15 protein-coding genes and 1 riboswitch are annotated in these 18,165 nt (G+C 66.5%); of the genes, 12 read left to right on the top strand and 3 right to left on the bottom strand.

Annotated elements, in window-relative coordinates:
* Positions 1 to 134: 134 nt before the first annotated feature.
* The 8 genes from NNX37_RS02840 to NNX37_RS02805 are packed head-to-tail and all read left to right on the top strand — an operon-like array spanning position 135 to position 10,835.
* Positions 135 to 3,854: a nitrate reductase subunit alpha gene (locus NNX37_RS02840; protein ID WP_255790750.1), complete on the top strand. Its 3,720-nt coding sequence runs from the start codon at positions 135 to 137 to the stop codon at positions 3,852 to 3,854.
* Entirely contained in the window at positions 3,854 to 5,611 is a 1,758-nt protein-coding gene (gene narH / locus NNX37_RS02835; protein WP_255790749.1) for a nitrate reductase subunit beta, read from the top strand. Before NNX37_RS02840 ends, narH begins: the two co-directional genes overlap by 1 nt.
* Positions 5,608 to 6,306: a nitrate reductase molybdenum cofactor assembly chaperone gene (gene narJ / locus NNX37_RS02830; RefSeq protein ID WP_255790748.1), complete on the top strand. Its 699-nt coding sequence runs from the start codon at positions 5,608 to 5,610 to the stop codon at positions 6,304 to 6,306. The genes narH and narJ overlap by 4 nt, the downstream gene beginning before the upstream one ends.
* On the top strand, positions 6,303 to 7,118 hold the full coding sequence (gene narI, locus NNX37_RS02825; protein ID WP_255790747.1) for a respiratory nitrate reductase subunit gamma: 816 nt from the start codon (positions 6,303 to 6,305) through the stop codon (positions 7,116 to 7,118). Before narJ ends, narI begins: the two co-directional genes overlap by 4 nt.
* Positions 7,119 to 7,152: 34 nt before the next feature.
* Positions 7,153 to 8,385 (top strand): MFS transporter, encoded by a 1,233-nt coding sequence (locus NNX37_RS02820; protein ID WP_255790746.1) that lies wholly within the window; start codon positions 7,153 to 7,155, stop codon positions 8,383 to 8,385.
* Positions 8,386 to 8,423: 38 nt separating this feature from the next.
* Positions 8,424 to 9,164 (top strand): histidine phosphatase family protein, encoded by a 741-nt coding sequence (locus NNX37_RS02815; protein ID WP_255790745.1) that lies wholly within the window; start codon positions 8,424 to 8,426, stop codon positions 9,162 to 9,164.
* A complete protein-coding gene (locus tag NNX37_RS02810) occupies positions 9,145 to 10,026 on the top strand; it encodes an NAD(P)H-hydrate dehydratase (RefSeq protein WP_255790744.1) in 882 nt (293 codons plus the stop codon). The genes NNX37_RS02815 and NNX37_RS02810 overlap by 20 nt, the downstream gene beginning before the upstream one ends.
* Positions 10,027 to 10,067: 41 nt before the next feature.
* Positions 10,068 to 10,835: a CPBP family intramembrane glutamic endopeptidase gene (locus NNX37_RS02805; RefSeq protein WP_255790743.1), complete on the top strand. Its 768-nt coding sequence runs from the start codon at positions 10,068 to 10,070 to the stop codon at positions 10,833 to 10,835.
* 73 nt (positions 10,836 to 10,908) lie between these two features.
* On the opposite strand, the gene NNX37_RS02800 is transcribed toward NNX37_RS02805, so the two are convergent.
* On the bottom strand, positions 10,909 to 11,313 hold the full coding sequence (locus NNX37_RS02800) for a hypothetical protein (protein WP_255790742.1): 405 nt from the start codon (positions 11,311 to 11,313) through the stop codon (positions 10,909 to 10,911).
* Positions 11,314 to 11,328: 15 nt separating this feature from the next.
* Positions 11,329 to 11,461: riboswitch (SAM riboswitch) on the bottom strand.
* Positions 11,462 to 11,767: 306 nt separating this feature from the next.
* On the opposite strand from NNX37_RS02800, the gene NNX37_RS02795 reads away from it, so the two are divergent.
* Complete coding sequence (locus NNX37_RS02795) at positions 11,768 to 12,787, top strand: hypothetical protein (protein ID WP_255790740.1); 1,020 nt, start codon at positions 11,768 to 11,770, stop codon at positions 12,785 to 12,787.
* Between the two features lie 185 nt (positions 12,788 to 12,972).
* Here the strand turns inward: NNX37_RS02795 and NNX37_RS02790 are convergent, their stop codons facing one another.
* Positions 12,973 to 13,992, bottom strand: coding sequence for an LLM class flavin-dependent oxidoreductase (locus tag NNX37_RS02790; protein ID WP_255790739.1), 1,020 nt, complete (start codon positions 13,990 to 13,992; stop codon positions 12,973 to 12,975).
* 74 nt (positions 13,993 to 14,066) lie between these two features.
* On the opposite strand from NNX37_RS02790, the gene NNX37_RS02785 reads away from it, so the two are divergent.
* The 3 genes from NNX37_RS02785 to NNX37_RS02775 all read left to right on the top strand — a co-directional run bounded on the left by NNX37_RS02785 (position 14,067) and on the right by NNX37_RS02775 (position 17,191).
* Complete coding sequence (locus NNX37_RS02785) at positions 14,067 to 14,618, top strand: RBBP9/YdeN family alpha/beta hydrolase (RefSeq protein WP_255790738.1); 552 nt, start codon at positions 14,067 to 14,069, stop codon at positions 14,616 to 14,618.
* Positions 14,619 to 14,628: 10 nt separating this feature from the next.
* Positions 14,629 to 15,696 (top strand): ATP-dependent DNA ligase, encoded by a 1,068-nt coding sequence (locus NNX37_RS02780; RefSeq protein WP_255790736.1) that lies wholly within the window; start codon positions 14,629 to 14,631, stop codon positions 15,694 to 15,696.
* A 115-nt stretch (positions 15,697 to 15,811) separates the two neighbouring features.
* On the top strand, positions 15,812 to 17,191 hold the full coding sequence (locus NNX37_RS02775; RefSeq protein ID WP_255790735.1) for an FAD-binding oxidoreductase: 1,380 nt from the start codon (positions 15,812 to 15,814) through the stop codon (positions 17,189 to 17,191).
* Here NNX37_RS02775 and NNX37_RS02770 read toward each other — a convergent pair.
* Complete coding sequence (locus NNX37_RS02770; RefSeq protein WP_255790733.1) at positions 17,188 to 18,159, bottom strand: SGNH/GDSL hydrolase family protein; 972 nt, start codon at positions 18,157 to 18,159, stop codon at positions 17,188 to 17,190. The two genes, NNX37_RS02775 and NNX37_RS02770, sit on opposite strands and share 4 nt — an antisense overlap.
* Between the last annotated feature and the right edge of the window lie 6 nt (positions 18,160 to 18,165).

Genomic DNA, 18,165 nt, shown 5'->3' with positions numbered 1-18,165 from the left:
CAGTGGACAAAACCGCCGGACGGCGGGCTCCCGCTCGCCAAAAGCACCCGCCGGACGCCGGTCTGCCCCCGTCCGGAGGCAGTTCTCCGCTTACCCCTGTCGGCTCCGGGCACCCCTGCCTCAAGCTTGGAGGTATGGCTGGCTCCGTTTCGGGGATCGATGGCCCCGCATCCGATGTAATGCTCTCTCTCGGCAGGTTCTTCACCCGGTGGGATGAAACGGGTGACGGCCGGGCCGTGTTCCGGGAAGGCGGCCGTGAGGGAGACGCCTTCTACCGGAACCGGTGGAGTCACGACAAGGTGGTGCGCTCCACCCACGGCGTGAACTGCACGGGGTCCTGTTCATGGAAGGTGTACGTCAAGGACGGCATCATCACCTGGGAGGCGCAGGAAACCGACTATCCGTCGGTGGGGCCGGACCGGCCGGAGTATGAGCCCCGCGGCTGCCCCCGCGGTGCGGCCTTTTCCTGGTACACCTATTCCCCCACCAGGGTCCGGTTCCCCTACATCCGCGGGGTGCTGCTGGAAATGTACCGTGAGGCCAGGCGGCGTACGGGGGACCCGGTGCTGGCCTGGGAAGAGATTGTCAGCGACCCGCAGCGCCGCCGGACGTACCAGCAGGCCCGCGGCAAGGGCGGGCTGGTGCGCTCCAGCTGGGCCGAAGCCCTGGAGATGACGGCCGCAGCGCACATTTCGACGATCAAGAACTACGGACCGGACCGCTGCACGGGCTTCTCGCCGATTCCGGCCATGTCCATGGTGTCGCACGCGGCCGGAGCGCGGTTCATCAACCTCATCGGCGGGGTGATGAACAGCTTCTACGACTGGTATGCGGACCTCCCCGTGGCCAGCCCGCAGGTTTTCGGCGACCAGACGGACGTCCCGGAATCCGGAGACTGGTGGGATGCCACCTACCTGATGATGTGGGGATCCAACATCCCGGTGACCCGCACCCCGGATGCGCACTGGATGGTGGAAGGGCGCTACCGCGGAACCAAGGTGGTCTCCGTCAGCCCCGACTATGCGGACAACACGAAGTTCGCGGACGAATGGCTGCCTGCCGCCGCCGGCTCCGACGGTGCGCTCGCCATGGCCATGGGACACGTGATCCTCAAGGAAAACTTCGTGGACCGGCGCGTGACGTTCTTCGAAGGCTACGTGCTGCAGTACACCGACCTGCCGTTCCTCGTCACGCTCGAGGAGCGGGCCGACGGCACCGTGGTGCCCGGGAAGTTCCTCACCGCCGCGGACCTGGGACGCCGCGAAGCCAAAACCTCCGACTCCGCGTTCAAGACGGTCCTGCTGGACCGCGGTTCCGGCACCCCGGTAGTGCCCAACGGATCGGTGGGATTCCGGTACAACGAGGCTGACGCCGGCAAATGGAACCTGGACCTGCAGGGTGTGGTGCCGGCACTGTCCATCGCGGATGCCGCTTCCGTCCGGCAGGGGACCAGCCGGGTGGACCTGCCCGCCTTTACGGACCCCGGAGGCACGGGGTCCGTGCTGCGACGCGGCGTGCCGGTGACCACCGTGGCGGGGAAAACCGTGACCACCGTGTTCGATCTGATGCTGGCCCAGTACGGACTCGGGCGGAACGGCCTGCCGGGGGACTGGTCGGCGGGCTACGACGACGCCGGGACCCCCTACACTCCGGCGTGGCAGCAGGAGATCACCAACGTGGCCCCGGAAGCCGTGATCCGCACGGCCCGGGACTTCGCAGCCAACGCGGAAAAGTCGAACGGCCGGTCCATGATCATCCTCGGCGCCGGCATCTGTCAGTGGTACCACGGGGACGTGACCTACCGGGCCATCCTGGCGCTGCTGATGCTCTGCGGCTGCCAGGGCCGCAACGGCGGCGGCTGGGCCCACTACGTGGGCCAGGAAAAATGCCGGCCCATCACCGGCTGGGCGGCCATGGCCTCGGCCGGGGACTGGAACCGGCCGCCGCGCTTCATGATCGGCACCGCGTTCTGGTACATGCATACCGATCAGTTCCGTTCCGACGGCTACTCCTCCGACTCGATGCAGTCACCCCTGGCCAGCGGACACCTGCGCGGACTGCACACCGCCGATGTCATCGCGAAGTCCACCCGGATGGGCTGGATGCCTTTCTTCCCCCAGTTCGATGCGAAGAACTCCCTCGACGTCGCCGACGAGGCGGCTGCCGGGGTGGCCCGGGGCGAGGCGACCGACGAGCCGGGGTGGGTGGCGCAGCAACTCAAGGACGGGCGGCTGCGGTTCGCGGTGGAGGACGTGGACGCCCCGGAAAACTGGCCGCGGACGCTGATCCTGTGGCGTTCAAACCTGCTGGGCTCCTCCGCCAAGGGGGAGGAGTATTTCCAGAAACACCTGCTCGGCACGCTGAACAACGTGATGGGTGCGGATCACAGCGAGTCCCGGCCGCACGACGTCGTCTGGCGCGACGAAGCACCGCAGGGCAAGCTCGACCTGCTGGTCTCCGCCGACTTCCGGATGACGAGCTCCACGCTGCTGTCCGACGTCGTGTTCCCCGCTGCCACTTGGTACGAGAAATACGACCTTTCCTCCACGGACATGCACCCCTACGTCCACGCGTTCACGCCCGCCATCCCGCCCCCGTGGGAAGCGAAGACGGATTACGACCTGTTCCGCCTGCTCTCGGAGGAGTTCTCCCGGCAGGCCGCGACGCACCTGGGCGTGCGGAAGGACATGGTGGCCACGGCGCTGACCCATGACACTCCCGGGGAGATCGCGCAGCCCGGCGGGCACGCCCCGGATTGGAAGGGCACGGACATCCCCGCGGTCCCCGGAAAAAACCTTCCCTCCCTCGCCGTGGTGGAGCGGGACTATACGGCCATCGCCGAGAAGTTCGCCGCCGTCGGGCCGCTGGCGGACAAACTGGGATTCACCACCAAATACGTCAAGTACGACGTATCCCGGCCCCTGGCGCAGCTGGCCCGCAAGCACGGGGTCTTTGACCGGGGCGCCGCTGCGGGCCGCCCGGCGGTGAATACCGATGCCCGCATGGCCGAAGCGATCCTGCTGCTTTCCGGTACCACCAACGGGGAACTGGCACTGCAGGGCTTCCGGACCCTGGAGAAACGGACCGGCACCCCGCTGGCGGATCTGGCCGAGGGTGCCGAGGACCGGCAGATCACCTTCCGGGACACCCAGGACCGGCCGACGCCGGTGCTGACCTCCCCGGAATGGTCCGGCTCCGAGACCGGAGGCAGGCGCTACGCACCGTTCACGATCAACATCGAACGGCTCAAACCCTTCCACACCCTCACCGGTCGGATGCATTTCTTCCTCGACCATGACTGGATCCTGGACATGGGCGAGGCCCTGCCGATCTACCGGCCGCCGCTGGACATGCACCGCCTGTTCGGTGAACCGCAGCTGGGCACCCGCGGGGAGCTCTCCGTGGCCGTGCGCTACCTGACCCCGCACAACAAGTGGTCCATCCACTCCGAATACCAGGACAACCTGCTGATGCTCTCCCTGTCCCGCGGCGGAACATCGGTATGGATGAGCCCCCAGGACGCCGCGCTGATCGAGGTGTCGGACAACGAGTGGGTGGAATGCGTGTCCAACTCCGGGGTGCTGGTGGGCCGGGCGATTGTCAGCAGCCGGATGCCGGCCGGAGTGATTTACGTCTACCACGCGCAGGAACGCATCATCGACGTGCCCAAGTCCGAGGCCACCGGCCGGCGCGGCGGCATCCACAATTCGGTGACCCGGATCCTGGTCAAACCCACCCACATGATCGGCGGGTATGCCCAGCTGTCCTGGGCCTTCAACTATCTCGGCCCCACCGGCAACCAGCGGGACATCGTGTCCGTGGTGCGCAAACGTTCCCAGGAGGTGCAGTACTGATGCGGATCATGGCGCAGACAGCAATGGTGATGGCGCTGGACAAGTGCATCGGCTGCCACACCTGTTCGGTGACCTGCAAACAGGCCTGGACCAACCGGGCCGGCACCGAGTACGTGTGGTTCAACAACGTGGAGACCCGGCCGGGGCAGGGGTATCCGCGCAGGTACGAAGACCAGGAGCGGTGGAAGGGCGGCTGGGAGCTGAACAGCCGCGGCAGGCTGAAGCTCAAAGCCGGCGGGAGGCTCGCCAAACTCTTCGGCATTTTTGCCAGCCCGGTCCAGCCGGAGCTGAACGACTACTACGAGCCCTGGACCTACGACTACGAAAACCTGATCAACGCACCGGCCGGCAACGACTTTCCGGTGGCCAAGCCCAAGTCCCTGATCACCGGCAAGGACATGAAAATCACCTGGTCGGCCAACTGGGACGATGACCTGGGCGGATCCGAGCGGACCGGCGGGCAGGACCCGGTGCTGGAGAAAATGCGCCGGGACGCGGAGGAGAAGGTGAAGCTGGAGTTCGATTCCACCTTCATGTTCTATCTGCCGAGGATCTGCGAGCACTGCCTGAATCCCTCCTGCATGGCCTCCTGCCCTTCGGGCGCAATCTACAAGCGCGAAGAGGACGGCATTGTGCTGGTGGACCAGGACCGCTGCCGGGGCTGGCGGCAGTGCATCACCGGCTGCCCGTATAAGAAGATGTACTTCAACCACCGCTCCGGCAAGGCGGAGAAGTGCACGTTCTGCTATCCGCGCATCGAGGTGGGCATCCCCACGGTCTGCGCCGAAACGTGTGTGGGCCGGCTGCGGTATATCGGGATCTTCCTGTACGACGCCGACCGCGTCACTGCCGCCGCGTCCGTGCCCAACGAGCAGGACCTGTACCAGGCCCAGCTGGACTTGATGATGGACCCCAACGATCCGGAGGTCATTGCCGGCGCCCGGGCCGAAGGCATCCCGGAGGACTGGCTGGACGCAGCCCGGCGCTCGCCGGTCTACGCCCTGGCCAAGGAAATGCGGGTGGCGCTGCCGCTGCACCCCGAATACCGGACGATGCCGATGGTCTGGTACGTGCCGCCGCTGTCCCCGATCGTGGACGTGCTGAAGGAGCAGGGGCACGACGGCGAAGCGGCGGAGAATCTCTTCGGCGCCATCGAGGCCCTGCGGATTCCGGTGGAATACCTCGCCGAACTGTTCACTGCCGGAGACACGGATCTGGTCACCGCAGTGCTGCGGAAGCTTGCCGCCATGCGCGCCTACATGCGGAACATCACCCTGGGCGATGAGCCTGACGAGCAGATCGCGGCCGACGTCGGTATGACCGGCGCGCAGATTGTTGCGATGTACCGGCTGATGGCCATTGCGAAGTACGAGGAGCGGTACGTGATTCCCGCCGCGCACGCGGAGGATGCGCACAACCTCGAGGAGATCGGCTGTTCGCTGGACGTGGAGGGCGGCCCCGGGATGGGACAGACAGGGGTTTTCGGTGAGGCTTCCGGGCGGCCGATGCCCGTGGCGGTGGAGAACTTCGAAGCCCTGCAGGCCCGGCAGCGCGGGGAGGACCCGACGGGCAACGGCAACCTGGGCGGGCGGGTGAACCTGCTCAACTGGGACGGGCGGGGCTCCCCGCAGGGGCTGTTTCCTGCCAATAACAACCGCGGCGCACCCGATGAAGGTGCCGCTGAGGGCCTGGGTGCGGGATACGACCAGGCAGAGGGCGACGGGCCTGGCTCGGATCAAGGCAGGGCGGATAAATGAGCCTGCTGGAGAAGCTGCTCGGCAAACCCGGGAAGGGCACCCTCGCGCCCGAGCCCTACGCCGATGCCCGGCCCGGCCGGAGCCGGGTGATCCGGCAGGCCGCGGCCCTGCTGCTCGAGTACCCCGACGAGCAGCTGGTGGAACTGATCCCGGGAATCCGCGCGGCCCTGGCCGAAGCCGGGGCGCCGGCCGGGGAGCTGGAACCTCTCTTCGCCTGGTTGTCGTCCCGGCCGCTGCCGGACGTGCAGGCGGCCTATGTGCAGGAATTCGACCTGTCCAAACGGCACAGCCTGCACCTGACCTACTGGACCGACGGTGATACCCGCCGCCGGGGCGAGGCGCTCGCTGCCTTCAAGGAGATCTACCGCTCCCACGGCGTGCTGCCGGAAGGCACCGAGCTGCCGGACTACCTTCCCCTGGTGCTGGAGTTCGCCGCCAAGGTGTCTCCGGAGGACGGGTACGAACTGCTGCAGCGCTACCGTCCGTCTGTGGAACTGCTCCGGCTGGCCCTGCGGGACGACAGCCTGCCCTACGAGGGCGTCCTGACCCTTGTCTGCTCCACCCTTCCCGGTGTATCGCCCGAGACCCAGGCCGCCGTGATGCGAACGGCGGGCTACGGCCCGCCCACCGAAACCGTGGGCCTGGAACCGTACAGCTCGCGGCTGCTCCCGGTGAGTGAAAGGAGCCACCCATGACTGCCGTATCTGCACCTCGGGACGTGCCGCCGCCGGGGGACGTGCAGGTGGGCGTGGACGACGTCATGCTGTGGGGAGTGCTGCCGTATCTGGTGCTGGCCATCCTGGTGCTCGGCTCCATCTGGCGGTACCGGTATGACCAGTTCGGTTGGACCACCCGGTCATCCCAGCTCTACGAGTCAAGGCTGCTGCGCATCGCTTCCCCGCTCTTCCACTTCGGGATCCTGGCGGTGATTGTGGGGCATTTCGTCGGATTGGTGATTCCGAAAACCTGGATGGACGCGATCGGACTCAACGAGGACACCTACCATTTCTTCGCCCTGAGCGTGGGCATCCTGGCCGGCGTAGCCACGCTGGTGGGGATAGTGCTGTTGATTTACCGCCGCCGGGCCACGGGACCGGTCTTCATGGCCACCACCCGGAACGACAAGGGGATGTACATCTTCCTGCTGGCGGCGATCCTGACCGGACTGGCGACCACGGTCTTTTCCGTTTTCGACACGAACATCGTCAACTACCGGGACACTGTGGCGCCGTGGTTCCGTTCTGTCTTCATCCTGCAGCCCGACATCACGGGAATGACGGCTGCGTCCATGTCCTTCAAGATCCATACGGTCTTCGGGCTGGTGCTCTTTGCCATCTGGCCCTTCACCCGCCTGGTCCATGCGTTTACCGCGCCCGTGCACTACTTGTTCCGGCCCTACATCGTGTACCGCTCACGGGGCCGGCGGCCGGTTCCGGGGTCGAGGACGCCGCGCGGCGGCTGGGACCCCGTGGGGACCCCCGATCGGGACCGTCCGGGCGGTCCTTAGGAACTGAGTTCATCTGGCGGAAGGCAGGCAGCCCATGTCTACAGCATCTTTTCCTCCGGCCGCAGGCGCGGACCTCCGGGCCGGCCAGCTGCGGAACCTGATCGTGGCAACCATTGCCTCCACAGTGGGGTTCTGGGCGTGGACGATCATCGGACCGCTGTCCAGCCGCTACGCCGCAGACATGGACCTAGGTGCCGGACAGACCTCGGTCCTTGTGGCCATGCCCATCCTGGTGGGCTCGGTGGCCCGGATCCCCGTCGGCGCCCTGACGGACCGCTACGGCGGCCGGGTCATGTTCACCGTGATCCTGGGCGTGACGGCGCCGCTGGTGCTGCTCACCGGAATCGTCGGCCAGCAGGGCAACTTCCCGTTCCTGGTGGTCATCGCGTTCTTCCTCGGCATCGCCGGGACCGTTTTCGCCATCGGCATCCCCTTCTGCTCCGCCTGGTACGAACGCAGCCGGAAGGGCTTCGCGACCGGGGTGTTCGGGGCCGGCATGGTGGGGACGGCCGTGTCGGCGTTCTTCACCCCGCGGCTGGTGGCCGCCGTCGGCTACATGGGCACCCACATCACCATCGCCGTCGTCGTCGCAGCCATGGCAGTGCTGAGCTGGCTGATCCTCCGTGAATCCCCGGCCTGGTCAAAACCCACGGAACCGGTGCTGCCGAAGATCACCCACGCCTTCACCCTGCGCGTCACCTGGCAGCTGTGCTTCCTGTACGGGGTGGTGTTCGGTGCGTTTGTGGCGTTCTCCAATTACCTGCCCACGTATCTGGGCAATGTCTACGATTACGACGCGACCGCGGCAGGAACCCGGACCGCAGGCTTCGCCGTGGCCGCTGTCATCGCCCGCCCGATCGGCGGAACCATCGCGGACAAGGTGGGGCCGAAGCTGGTCACGCTCGCGTCCTTTGCCGGCACGGCGGTCCTGGCCGTCATTGTTGCCCTCCGGCCCGAGGAGGAGGAGGTCTACGGTACGGCGTTCATCCTGATGGCCTTGTTCCTGGGGCTCGGCACCGGCGGAGTGTTCGCCTGGGTGGGCCGTGCCGCTCCGGCGCAGGACGTGGGTACCGTCGGCGGGATTATTGCCGCCGCCGGCGGGCTCGGCGGCTACTTCCCGCCGCTGGTCATGGGGGCAACCTATGATCCGGCGAACCGCAGCTATTTCGTGGGCCTCATGCTGCTCGCAGCCTTGGCCGCCGTCGCCCTGCTGCTGACCTTCACGGTGCGCAACGGCGGCCGGGTGGACACTCGCTCCGGTACCTGAGCCCTTGGCCTCCGGGGCCCGGCGGGTAGAGTCGGAGCATGGGTGCAACTGAACTGATTCTGGTCCGCCACGGCGAATCTGCCGGCAATGTGGCCGCTACCCGCGCCGGCCGCGAGGGCGCCGAACGTATAGACCTTTCCTGGCGTGACCCCGATGTCCCGCTGAGCGCCGACGGCGAGCAGCAGGCTGCGGCGCTTGGCCGCTGGATTGCCGGGCTGCCTGCCGACGAGCTGCCCGATTCTGTCTGGTGCTCGCCCTACCTGCGGGCCCGGCAAACGGCCGAACTGGCGGGGCTGCCCGGCGTCGCCGGCGGCATGCGCGTCGATGAACGCCTTCGGGACCGGGAACTGGGGATCCTGGACCTGCTGACTTCCGCCGGCGTTGCGGCACGTTTCCCCGAGGAAGCCGAACGACGGTCCTGGCTGGGTAAATTCGCGTACCGGCCGCCGGGCGGCGAATCATGGGCCGACGTCGCACTCCGGCTGCGCTCCGTGTTCCGTGACCTCGACGACGACGAAGACGGCAAAAGGGTGGCCGTGGTCTGCCACGACGCCGTGATCCTGCTGATCCGCTACGTGCTGGAGCGGATGAGCGAGCAGGAACTGCTGGACACCGCAGCCGCGAACAGCGTGCGCAACGGCTCCGTGACCCGACTGGTGCGTCCGGACGGCACCGGACCCTGGAAGCTGCACACCTTCAACAGCGTGCTCCACCTGCAGGACGGCGGAGCACCCGTAACCGAACACGCAGGAGAAACTGATGACATCCACCCCCGCTGAGCTCGTTACCCCCGCGCTGCTGCGCGGCTGGCGGCTTTCCACGGAAGCCTCCGGCAAGGAGGACCGCGGCACCGTGCTGGTGATCGGCGGAGCCCGCAGCACTCCGGGAGCGGTGATGCTGACCGGGCTTGCCGGGCTGCGCGTCGGCGCCGGCCGCCTGACCATGGCCTTGGCGGATTCGGCGGCCATCGCCGTCGCCGTGGCCATCCCCGAATCCGGGGTGGTGGGACTGCCCGAGGAAGACGGCGGGATTGACGGCGGCGCGGCCGGCAAAGTGCTCGAATCCGAACTTTCGACGGCGTCAGCGGTGGTGATCGGCCCGGGCCTGGACGACGCCGAACAGGCCGCAGCACTCCTGCAGTCAGTGGTTCCGCTGCTCGGGGAGAAGACCCAGGTGGTACTGGATGCCTTTGCTCTCGGCGTGCTGCCCGGGCTGCCGGAACTTTACGATGCCCTGGCCGGACGGCTGGTTCTGACCCCGAACGGCGCCGAAATCCTTCGGCTCCTCGAGGATGAGGACGCCGACGAGGACTCCCTGGACCTGCCGAAAGCGTCCCTGGAGGTGGCCCGGAAATATTCCGCGGTGGTCAGCGCGCACAACGTCATTACCGCTCCCGACGGAAGGAGCTGGGAGGTGCCTGCCGGGAACTCCGGTCTGGGAACGTCCGGTTCCGGAGACGTGCTGGCCGGTGCGGTGGGTGGGTTCCTGGCCCGCGGGGCGACGCCGGAACAGGCCGCCTGCTGGGGCACGTACCTGCATGCCGTGAGCGGGGACCGGCTCTCCGCCTCGCGGGGTCCGCTCAGCTTCCTGGCACGGGAACTGCTCGAGGCGATGCCGCCGGTGATCGCGGAGCTGAACTAGCGCGGGGTGTAACCCGGGGGAATGGCCCATATCCTGAGGTAATGACTGCCAACGAATACCGGACCGGCCCCTCGGGGCGCCCTGCGGCGCAGATCCCCTGGCTTTCCTACCGTTACACCCGGCGCGACGCCGTGGCAGCGGGCTTCTACGTAGTGTTCCTGCTGGTCTTGAGCTTTGCGCCCGGACTCGTCATGCCTGTCCTGGTGATGCTGGTGCCCGAGCCGGTGGCAGCCGCCTACGTCCTGAACCTGGCGTTTTACGGGGTTGCCGGACTGCTGGCCTTTGTTGCGGCCCGGCCCTATGTGGTGCGGGAAACGAAGATACTTGCCACTCGGCCGGTGCTGTCCCTCTCCCTGATTCCCACCGGCGTCATCGCCATGCTCATTGTCACCATGATCGGGGCATTGCTGACCGGACAGATGGAAACGGCTGTGAACCAGCAAGCCGTGGAGGGATTCGTAGGATCCGTTTCGCCCTGGCTTGTCGTTCCGCTGCTGGTGGTCCTGGCCCCCTTTGTGGAGGAATACATTTTCCGCCACCTGCTGATCGGCAAGCTCAGCCGGTACTGGAACCTCTGGGGCTGCTGCATCCTGTCGGTCCTGCTGTTCGCCTCCATCCACATTGTGGGCAAGGAATCCCTGTCCCTTCCGGTGCTGATGCCCTACCTGGCGATGGGTGCCACTCTCGTGGGCATCTACGTCTGGGCCGGCAACAACTTCATGCTGTCCTACGGCGTACACGCCGCGAAGAACTTGTTGGGTGTCATCCTCATCTACACCGTGCCGCCGGAGCTGCTGCTGCAGCAGTAGCTGCCGTGCCGCGAGGCGCCTGCAGGGCTGGCTCCGCCCCGGAATGCGTCGGGATTCCAGGGCGGGGCAGCAGCTAGGAGCCGGCCTTTTCGATCCGCTCAGTTTCCGGTGCCCGCACCAGGGAGCCGTTGCACGGAACCACCCGCTCCGGCCGGGCCAAGTAGAAAAAAGAGCTCCGGGCATCGGAATCGAATCCGCCCGGCACCATCAGTGTGGAATAGCGCTGGCACCACTGCGGGGTGTCGACGGCGGCCGCGAGCGCAGTGGCGACTGCCCCAACATTATGGAACCACATCAGCTGCTGGGTTCCCTCGGACACGAGATAGATGAGGTCCAGCTGCGGATCGGCCGTGACTTCGACGTCCGACCACTGCTCCCACCCCTCGAGGCGGCGGCCGTGGATCCAATGGATGTTGTGGCCCGGGGCGAAGCCGCTGCAGTTGCTGAGACCGGATTTGCTGACACTGGAAATGCTCACAGTGGGTTCCTTTGCAGGTTGTCCTTGCCAGCGACGAATGACGCAGGCCGCTTCGTCATCCGAACCACCCGCCGAACAGTGGGGTTGGTGTGGGGCCAGTCGGAGCTTTTGTGCCCGGGCTACCGGGCGAAGGCCACATCTCGTGAAGCTGAAAACTACTCTAGCGGAGGCTGCTGACATTTCGACAGTGGGCTGTTTCCCGACCACCTCGTGGACGTTCGGCGGTCAAGCGGGTGGGTGTGCGCCGGGCGGACCGGAACGGCGGCAACGAAAATCCCTGCTCGCCGGGGATTTCGTTGCCGCCGGATCCAGGCCTGCAGGTGTCGACGTTCCGGCGTCCGGAGCTACAAGCGATGATTTCCAGCAGACGCGCGTTGAACGTGAACAACCAACCGGCGCCCGGTCCGGCGGGTCGAATGAGGCACATAACGCGGGTTAGGGCATTCTGGACGGCATGACACAGAACACGATCTACCGCACCGAGCCGATGGCGACTCGGGCGCTGGCCGCAGAGATTCGCCACGATCACCGCCGCTTTGTGAGTTTCCTCGAGGACGTCAGCGGTAAGTCCTTGGGTACCTTTCGGGAAGTGCTGTGCGAAGTGAAGTATCCCGTGGGAGCTGCCTCGCAGAGTACCGTCCGGATCGATGTCCAACTCAACTTCGAAGATAATATCGTCGGCATCGAAGCGAAGTTGGATCATGAGCTGACGAGGGAGCAGGTCAGGGATCAAATCAAGGCTCTCGGTGGAGACGCGACGATCTTTGTCCTGGTGCCGAGTAAGGACTTCTTACCCGCATGGCTCTCCGAGTTTCCCGGCGTGAGCATTATCGGCTGGGAAGACGCCCTTGCCTGTTTCAATGGCTCCAGACTCACGATGGAAGACATCCACGGCGAAGGGCGGCTCCTGAAGACCACCGTAGAGGCTTGGCTTGCAGCGCTTGAGGTTGGGGAAAGACTCCCCGGATGGAGCGTCGATATACGCCGGGGCGGCAGCGGAATGCCATCCATCGAGATTCAGTCCCCAGCGCTCGCCTGCGGACGAACAATCCGCGGACAACTGGAGGTCGCCGGCCGGGGCATGCCTGAGAGCTTGGACGCTGTGCGTTTTATTAGCCATGTGGGGATCGCAGTTCCAGAGAACGGGGATAACTACTTCGACCCGGATACGTCCGATGTAATTCCCGGCTGGGTTGAGCACCTCCGCGTACTTCAGAGAGATGTGCTTCAAGGCGAAGAGGAACAGCTACTCGTGAGTTTTCATGCGCCGGGCAACAGTAACCGGAAACTTGGAAAGTGGAAAAATGCCCTCGCGAAACGATACCTCGGAGAACATTTGCACCTTGCCAAGGGATATACGGACGGATGGGCAATCGGTCCAAAAACAACGACAGTGCCACGGGACCAACTCGGACGTCTCGCTGAAGTCACGGTTGAGATCTTCGCGCGCTGGTACAAGGCCGAGACCGTTTAGCACTCTGGTGCTCTCGCCGTCGATGAGGAGCTAATAAAGCGGGTTTCGGTCAACCTGCATGGAAAAACAGCATCCCGGCATCAACGAAGGGGCCTGGACGAGGCGGCTTTAATGTTCTCCGCGAGCTCTGCGAGCGGGGAATATCGTTGCCGCCGGATCCAGGCCCCGAAGGGTGCCAAGGTTCCTTACCGCCAGCCGGCCCCCGGAGCCACAAGCTTCACGATGCTCTCCAGCAGATGCGCGTTGTAGTCCACGCCCAGCTGGTTCGGCACGGTCACCAGAACGGTATCGGCCTCCTGCACCGCTGCATCGGCGGCCAGCTCCGCGGCAATAACGTCCGGTTCACCGATGTAGCTCTTCCCAAACCGGGCCAGTCCGCCGTCGAGGTGCCCCACCTGGTCCCGGCCCTCGGCCTGCGCCCGCACCCCGAAGTAGTGCCGGTCCTGCCCGGTCACCAGCGGAATGATGCTGCGGCTGACGGACACCCGCGGGGTGCCCTGATGTCCGGCATCGACCCATGCCTTCCGGTACACCGCTATCTGCTCAGCCTGCAGCTGATCGAACGGCACGCCGGTGTCCTCGGTCAGGAGGGTGGAGCTCATCAGGTTCATGCCCTGTTCGCCGGTCCACTTGGCTGTGGCCCGCGTTCCGGAACCCCACCAGATACGCTCCGGCAGACCGGGGGAGAGGGGATCGACAGCCATGGTGCCGGTGCTGCCGGTCATCGCCGGATCCGCCTGCGCCACGCCGGCTCCGGCAATGGCTGCCCGGAAGACTTCCGTGTGCTGGCGGGCCATCTCAGCGTCGGAGGAATCCGGCCCCGGAACGTAACCGAAGGACTCATATCCGCGCAGGGCGGGCTCGGGGGATCCCCGGCTGATGCCGAGCTGCAGCCTGCCACCGCTGATCAGATCGGCGGCGGCAGCATCTTCGGCCATCCCGATCGGATTCATGTAACGCATATCAATCACGCCCGTACCCAGCTCGATCCTGCTGGTCCGCGCCGCCATGGCTGCCAGCAGCGGGAACGGTGCGGAGAACTGCGGGGCGAAATGGTGGACCCGCAGGTACGCGCCGTCGACGCCGATCTCTTCCGCCGCCACGGTCAGGTCGACCTGCTGGCGCAGCGCGTCCCCGGCGGAAGGGGTCAGGGACCCGATGGCATTCCGGTAATGTCCGAAGGACAGGAACCCTATTTTCTTCATAAAAGCTCCAGCGCCTGAGGGGCCGGCAGTATTCCCGCCCACATGCGCCGAACCAGTGAAAGGATGCAGCTCCAGTGCATATCACCATGATCCCGGGCTATCAGGGCTCGCCGCCGGAGCAGTGGCAGAGCCGTTGGGAGGCGGACCTGCCGGACGTCACCCGCATAGCGCCGTCGTCGTGGGATGAACCCGAACTGGAGGACTGGATGGCGGCACTGGACCGGGTAGCCGGAGCCCGGAACGGGCAGACAGTCCTGGTGGCCCACAGCCTGGGCTGCCTGGCTGCGGCCGAGTGGCTGCTGCGGAACCCCGACGGCGTCCGCGGGGTGTTCCTGGTCAGCCCGCCGGATCCCGTTGCCGCATCGTTTCCGCAGGCCGCCGCAACATTCCGGAATCCGCGGCTGCAGGAGCTGCCCGTGCCCGGTCTGCTGATTGCCAGCGAGAGCGATCCGTACTGTGCCCTGCCGGCAGCGGGAGCCATCGCCGCCGCCTGGAAACTGCCCGTCATCAACGCCGGCGAGCTCGCCCACATCAACGAGGAAAGCGGTGTGGGCTACTGGCAGCAGGGCCGCGACCTGCTCACCGCGTTCACCGCAGGGCTGGGGGAACCGGCCGCCATCGGATAAGAATGGGCACATGGACCTTCCAGTGATGCCCCCGGTTGCCCCGATGCTGGCCAAATCCGTCAGCGCCCTGCCCCGCGGGGACTACCTGTACGAACCCAAATGGGACGGATTCCGGTCCATCATTTTCCGGGACGGCGACGACGTCGAGATCGGCTCCCGGAACGAGAAGCCGATGACGCGGTACTTCCCCGAACTCGTCGATGCCCTTCGGCAGAACCTGCCGGAGCGGTGCGTGCTGGACGGCGAGATCGTTATGGTGGTCCCGGACGGCAAACGGCTGGACTTCGAACTGCTGCAGCAGCGGATTCATCCCGCCGCCAGCCGGGTGAAACTGCTCGCGGAGGAAACCCCGGTCCGGTTCGTGGCCTTCGACCTGCTGGCCCTGGGCGACGTCGACTACCGGGACCGGCCGTTCTCCGAACGCCGGGAGGCCTTGGTCGAGGCGTTGAAAACGGCGCAGGCACCGGTGTCCGTCACCGCAGCCACCGACAACGCCGACCTGGCGCAGGACTGGTTCGGCCGTTTTGAGGGTGCAGGCCTGGACGGCTTGGTGGCCAAACCCCTGGCCGGCCCGTACGCACCGAACAAGCGCACCATGGCCAAGCTCAAGCACGAACGCACGGCGGACTGCGTGCTCGCCGGCTACCGGGTCCACAAGTCCGGCCCCGATCTGATCGGCTCCCTGCTGCTGGGGCTCTACAACGACGACGGCGTGCTCGTGAATGTGGGCGCGGCCAGTTCGTTCTCCATGGACCGCCGTCGGGAGCTGTTCGAGGAACTCCAGCCGCTGGTCGCCGTCGAGGACGGACATCCCTGGGCCGAGGGGGAGCAGGAGAACGGGACCCGCACCCCGCGCAACTCCGAGGGCAGCCGCTGGAGCGGTAAGAAGGACTTCTCGTTTGTGCCGCTGCGCCCCGAACGAGTGGTGGAGGTCCGCTACGACCACATGGAGGGGGAGCGGTTCCGCCATGTGGCCCAGTTTTCCCGCTGGCGGCAGGACCGCACGCCCGAATCCTGCACTTATGAGCAGCTGGAGGAACCGGTGAAGTTCGACCTGGCGGAGGTGCTCGGCAGCTAGCGGAAGTTTTTCGGCGGGGCTAGGCAGGGCAGCACTTCGATGCCTAGCATTTTTTGACAGCATCTCCGGTCCGCGGGACCGGCGGCCGCGGACACCTGCCCACAAGGAGCCGAAGATGATCCAGGAAGCCGACCTCGAAACCCTCCGCAAGGTTGTCCACGGCCCGCTGAACAGTCCCGGGGAACCCGGGTACGCCGTCGACACCGCCGGCTTCAACCCCTCGGTGATCCACCGTCCCGACGCGGTGCTCGGTGCAGCCGCCGTTGAGGATGTACAGAACGCCGTCCGCTGGGCAGCTGAGCGCGGCATTCCTGTCGGGATCCAGGCGACCGGCCACGGTGCCGCGGCCGCGATGGACGAGGGCCTGCTGATCAACACGTCCCGGCTGCGGGACCTGGCGGTGGACCCCGACGCCGGCACGGTCACCGTGGGGGCCGGTGTCCGCTGGCGCGCGGTGCTGGAGGAGACCGTGCTGCTCGGGCTTACAGGCCCGCATGGCTCCTCCGGAACGGTAGGAGTGGCGGGTTACGCGTCCGGCGGAGGGTTGCCGCTGATGGGCCGGGCGCTGGGATTCGCCAGCGACCATGTGCAGGCGATTGATGTTGTGACTCCCGACGGCAGCCTGAGGCACCTCGAGGCAGGCAGTGCCGAAGACACCGGGCTGTTCGCGGCGCTGCGCGGCGGCAAGGGCAATTTCGGCGTCATCACGTCCATGACGCTCGGGTTGACCCCGTTCCGGGAATTTTACGGCGGCGGCATCATGTACCCGGAAGATGCCGGCACGGAGGTCCTGACTGCGTTCCGCGCCTGGACACCCCAGCTGCCGACGGATGTTTCAGCGTCCCTGGCGTTCCTGCACCTGCCGGACGTCCCGTTCCTGCCTGAGGAACTGCGCGGTACCTCGCCGGTGCACCTGCGGTTCGCGGTGTTCGGTGGCCGGGAAGAGGGCGACACTCTGCTGGAACCCATGCGGCATGTATCCGCGCCCTTCATGGATACCGCCGGACCGATGGACTACGGGGCAGTAGGCAGCATCCACATGGATCCGGACGAACCGGTGCCCAGCCTGGACCGCGGGACCCTGCTGGCCGAGCTGCCCGATGAACTGGCGGCCGGTTTGCTGGGCCAGGTGGGGCCGGGATCGCATACTCCGCTGATGATGACGGAACTCCGGTTGATGGGCGGATCACTGGCCCTGGATCCTCCGTTCGAGGATGCTGTGTCCGGCCGGGAGGCAGCCTACAACCTCTACTCCGTGGGACTCAATGTTCCGCCGGCTGCGGAAGCCACAGCAGCGGCCCTGGATCGGCTCGACGTCGTCGTCGGCCCCTACACAGCGGGTGCGCTGATCAACCTTCGCGGACCGGCACGCACGGCGGCGGGCGCCCAGCCTGCGTGGGATCCGGAGGTTTTCGGGCGGCTGCAGGCAGCCAAGGCCGCCTACGATCCGCAAAACCTCTTCCGGTTCGGCCACGCGGTTCCGCTGCCGGTCTAGCGCCGTCCGCGGCAGCCGGCTCCGAACTCGCTGCCCGCGTCCTCGAGGATGGCGGCGGCGTAGCCCTCGCGGTACCCCGTTTCCGTGGGGTGCAGGTCGAACTGGCCGCCCTCGAAGATGATCCACGAATCGGCGGAACCGACACCGTGCCCGGCAAACTCGTCCACCACGTCCACGAACACCCCGCTGTCCGGAACCTGACCGGCGATGACCGCGTTCAAGGCATCGGTTCCCTCATTCAGGAGGATCTGCCCCTCGGTACTGATCGGGCCGGGGGTTCCGGCTTCAAACAGGTACGGATACCCGGTCACCACCAGGGTTGCCTTCGGAGCCAGTTCAGTGATGCGGGCAAACTCCGCTGCCAGCTGCGGTGCCAGGACGGTCTGTGCATAGGCGACAGCGGAGTCGATGGCCGGGGCACAGGTGGCCGGCAGCTGCGGCCCGGCACAGGCGAGGATCACGGAAGCGAACCGGACGTCATCGCCGCCGATGGTCACCGTGACGGTGTCCGTCCTTCGATTCAGCAGACCCCGGGCAGCGGCGTCGTCGATCTGCTCGGGAAGGTCCACCGGCGCGTCGGCCGGGGTTGGAAGGGCAGTGGCGCCCGAACAGGTGACATTACCGTCCAGCTCCACCCGGTCCAGGGCATCCAGAAGCGCGGGGTAGCCCTGCGCGGTGCGGCCGCAGGTGTCCAGTACGGGGCCGCCGCCGAAGCCGGAGGCATAGGAGTCACCGAACGCCACGTAATCGACCCTGCCATTCCCCTTGCCATGCCCGCCGCCGTGCTCGTGGCCGCCGGGTTTGCCGCCGTGTCCGTGTCCGCCGCGGTGCTCAAGGGAATGCCCGCCGCGCGAGTCAGGTCCATGGGCGCCGCCGGCGCTCGCCGGGACAGCGCCTCCGGCCAGGAGGGCAGCGGTAGTCAGGGTCAGGACAGCCAGACGGCGGAGAGGCAGCGGTTTGGGGCTCATCATCGT

Origin of the sequence: Arthrobacter zhaoxinii (genome assembly GCF_024385505.1) — a bacterium.
GTDB classification, from domain to species: Bacteria; Actinomycetota; Actinomycetes; order Actinomycetales; family Micrococcaceae; genus Arthrobacter_B; species Arthrobacter_B zhaoxinii.
The sequence above is the reverse complement of the archived record's forward strand: the minus strand, read 5'-3'. Positions and strand labels throughout refer to the sequence as shown.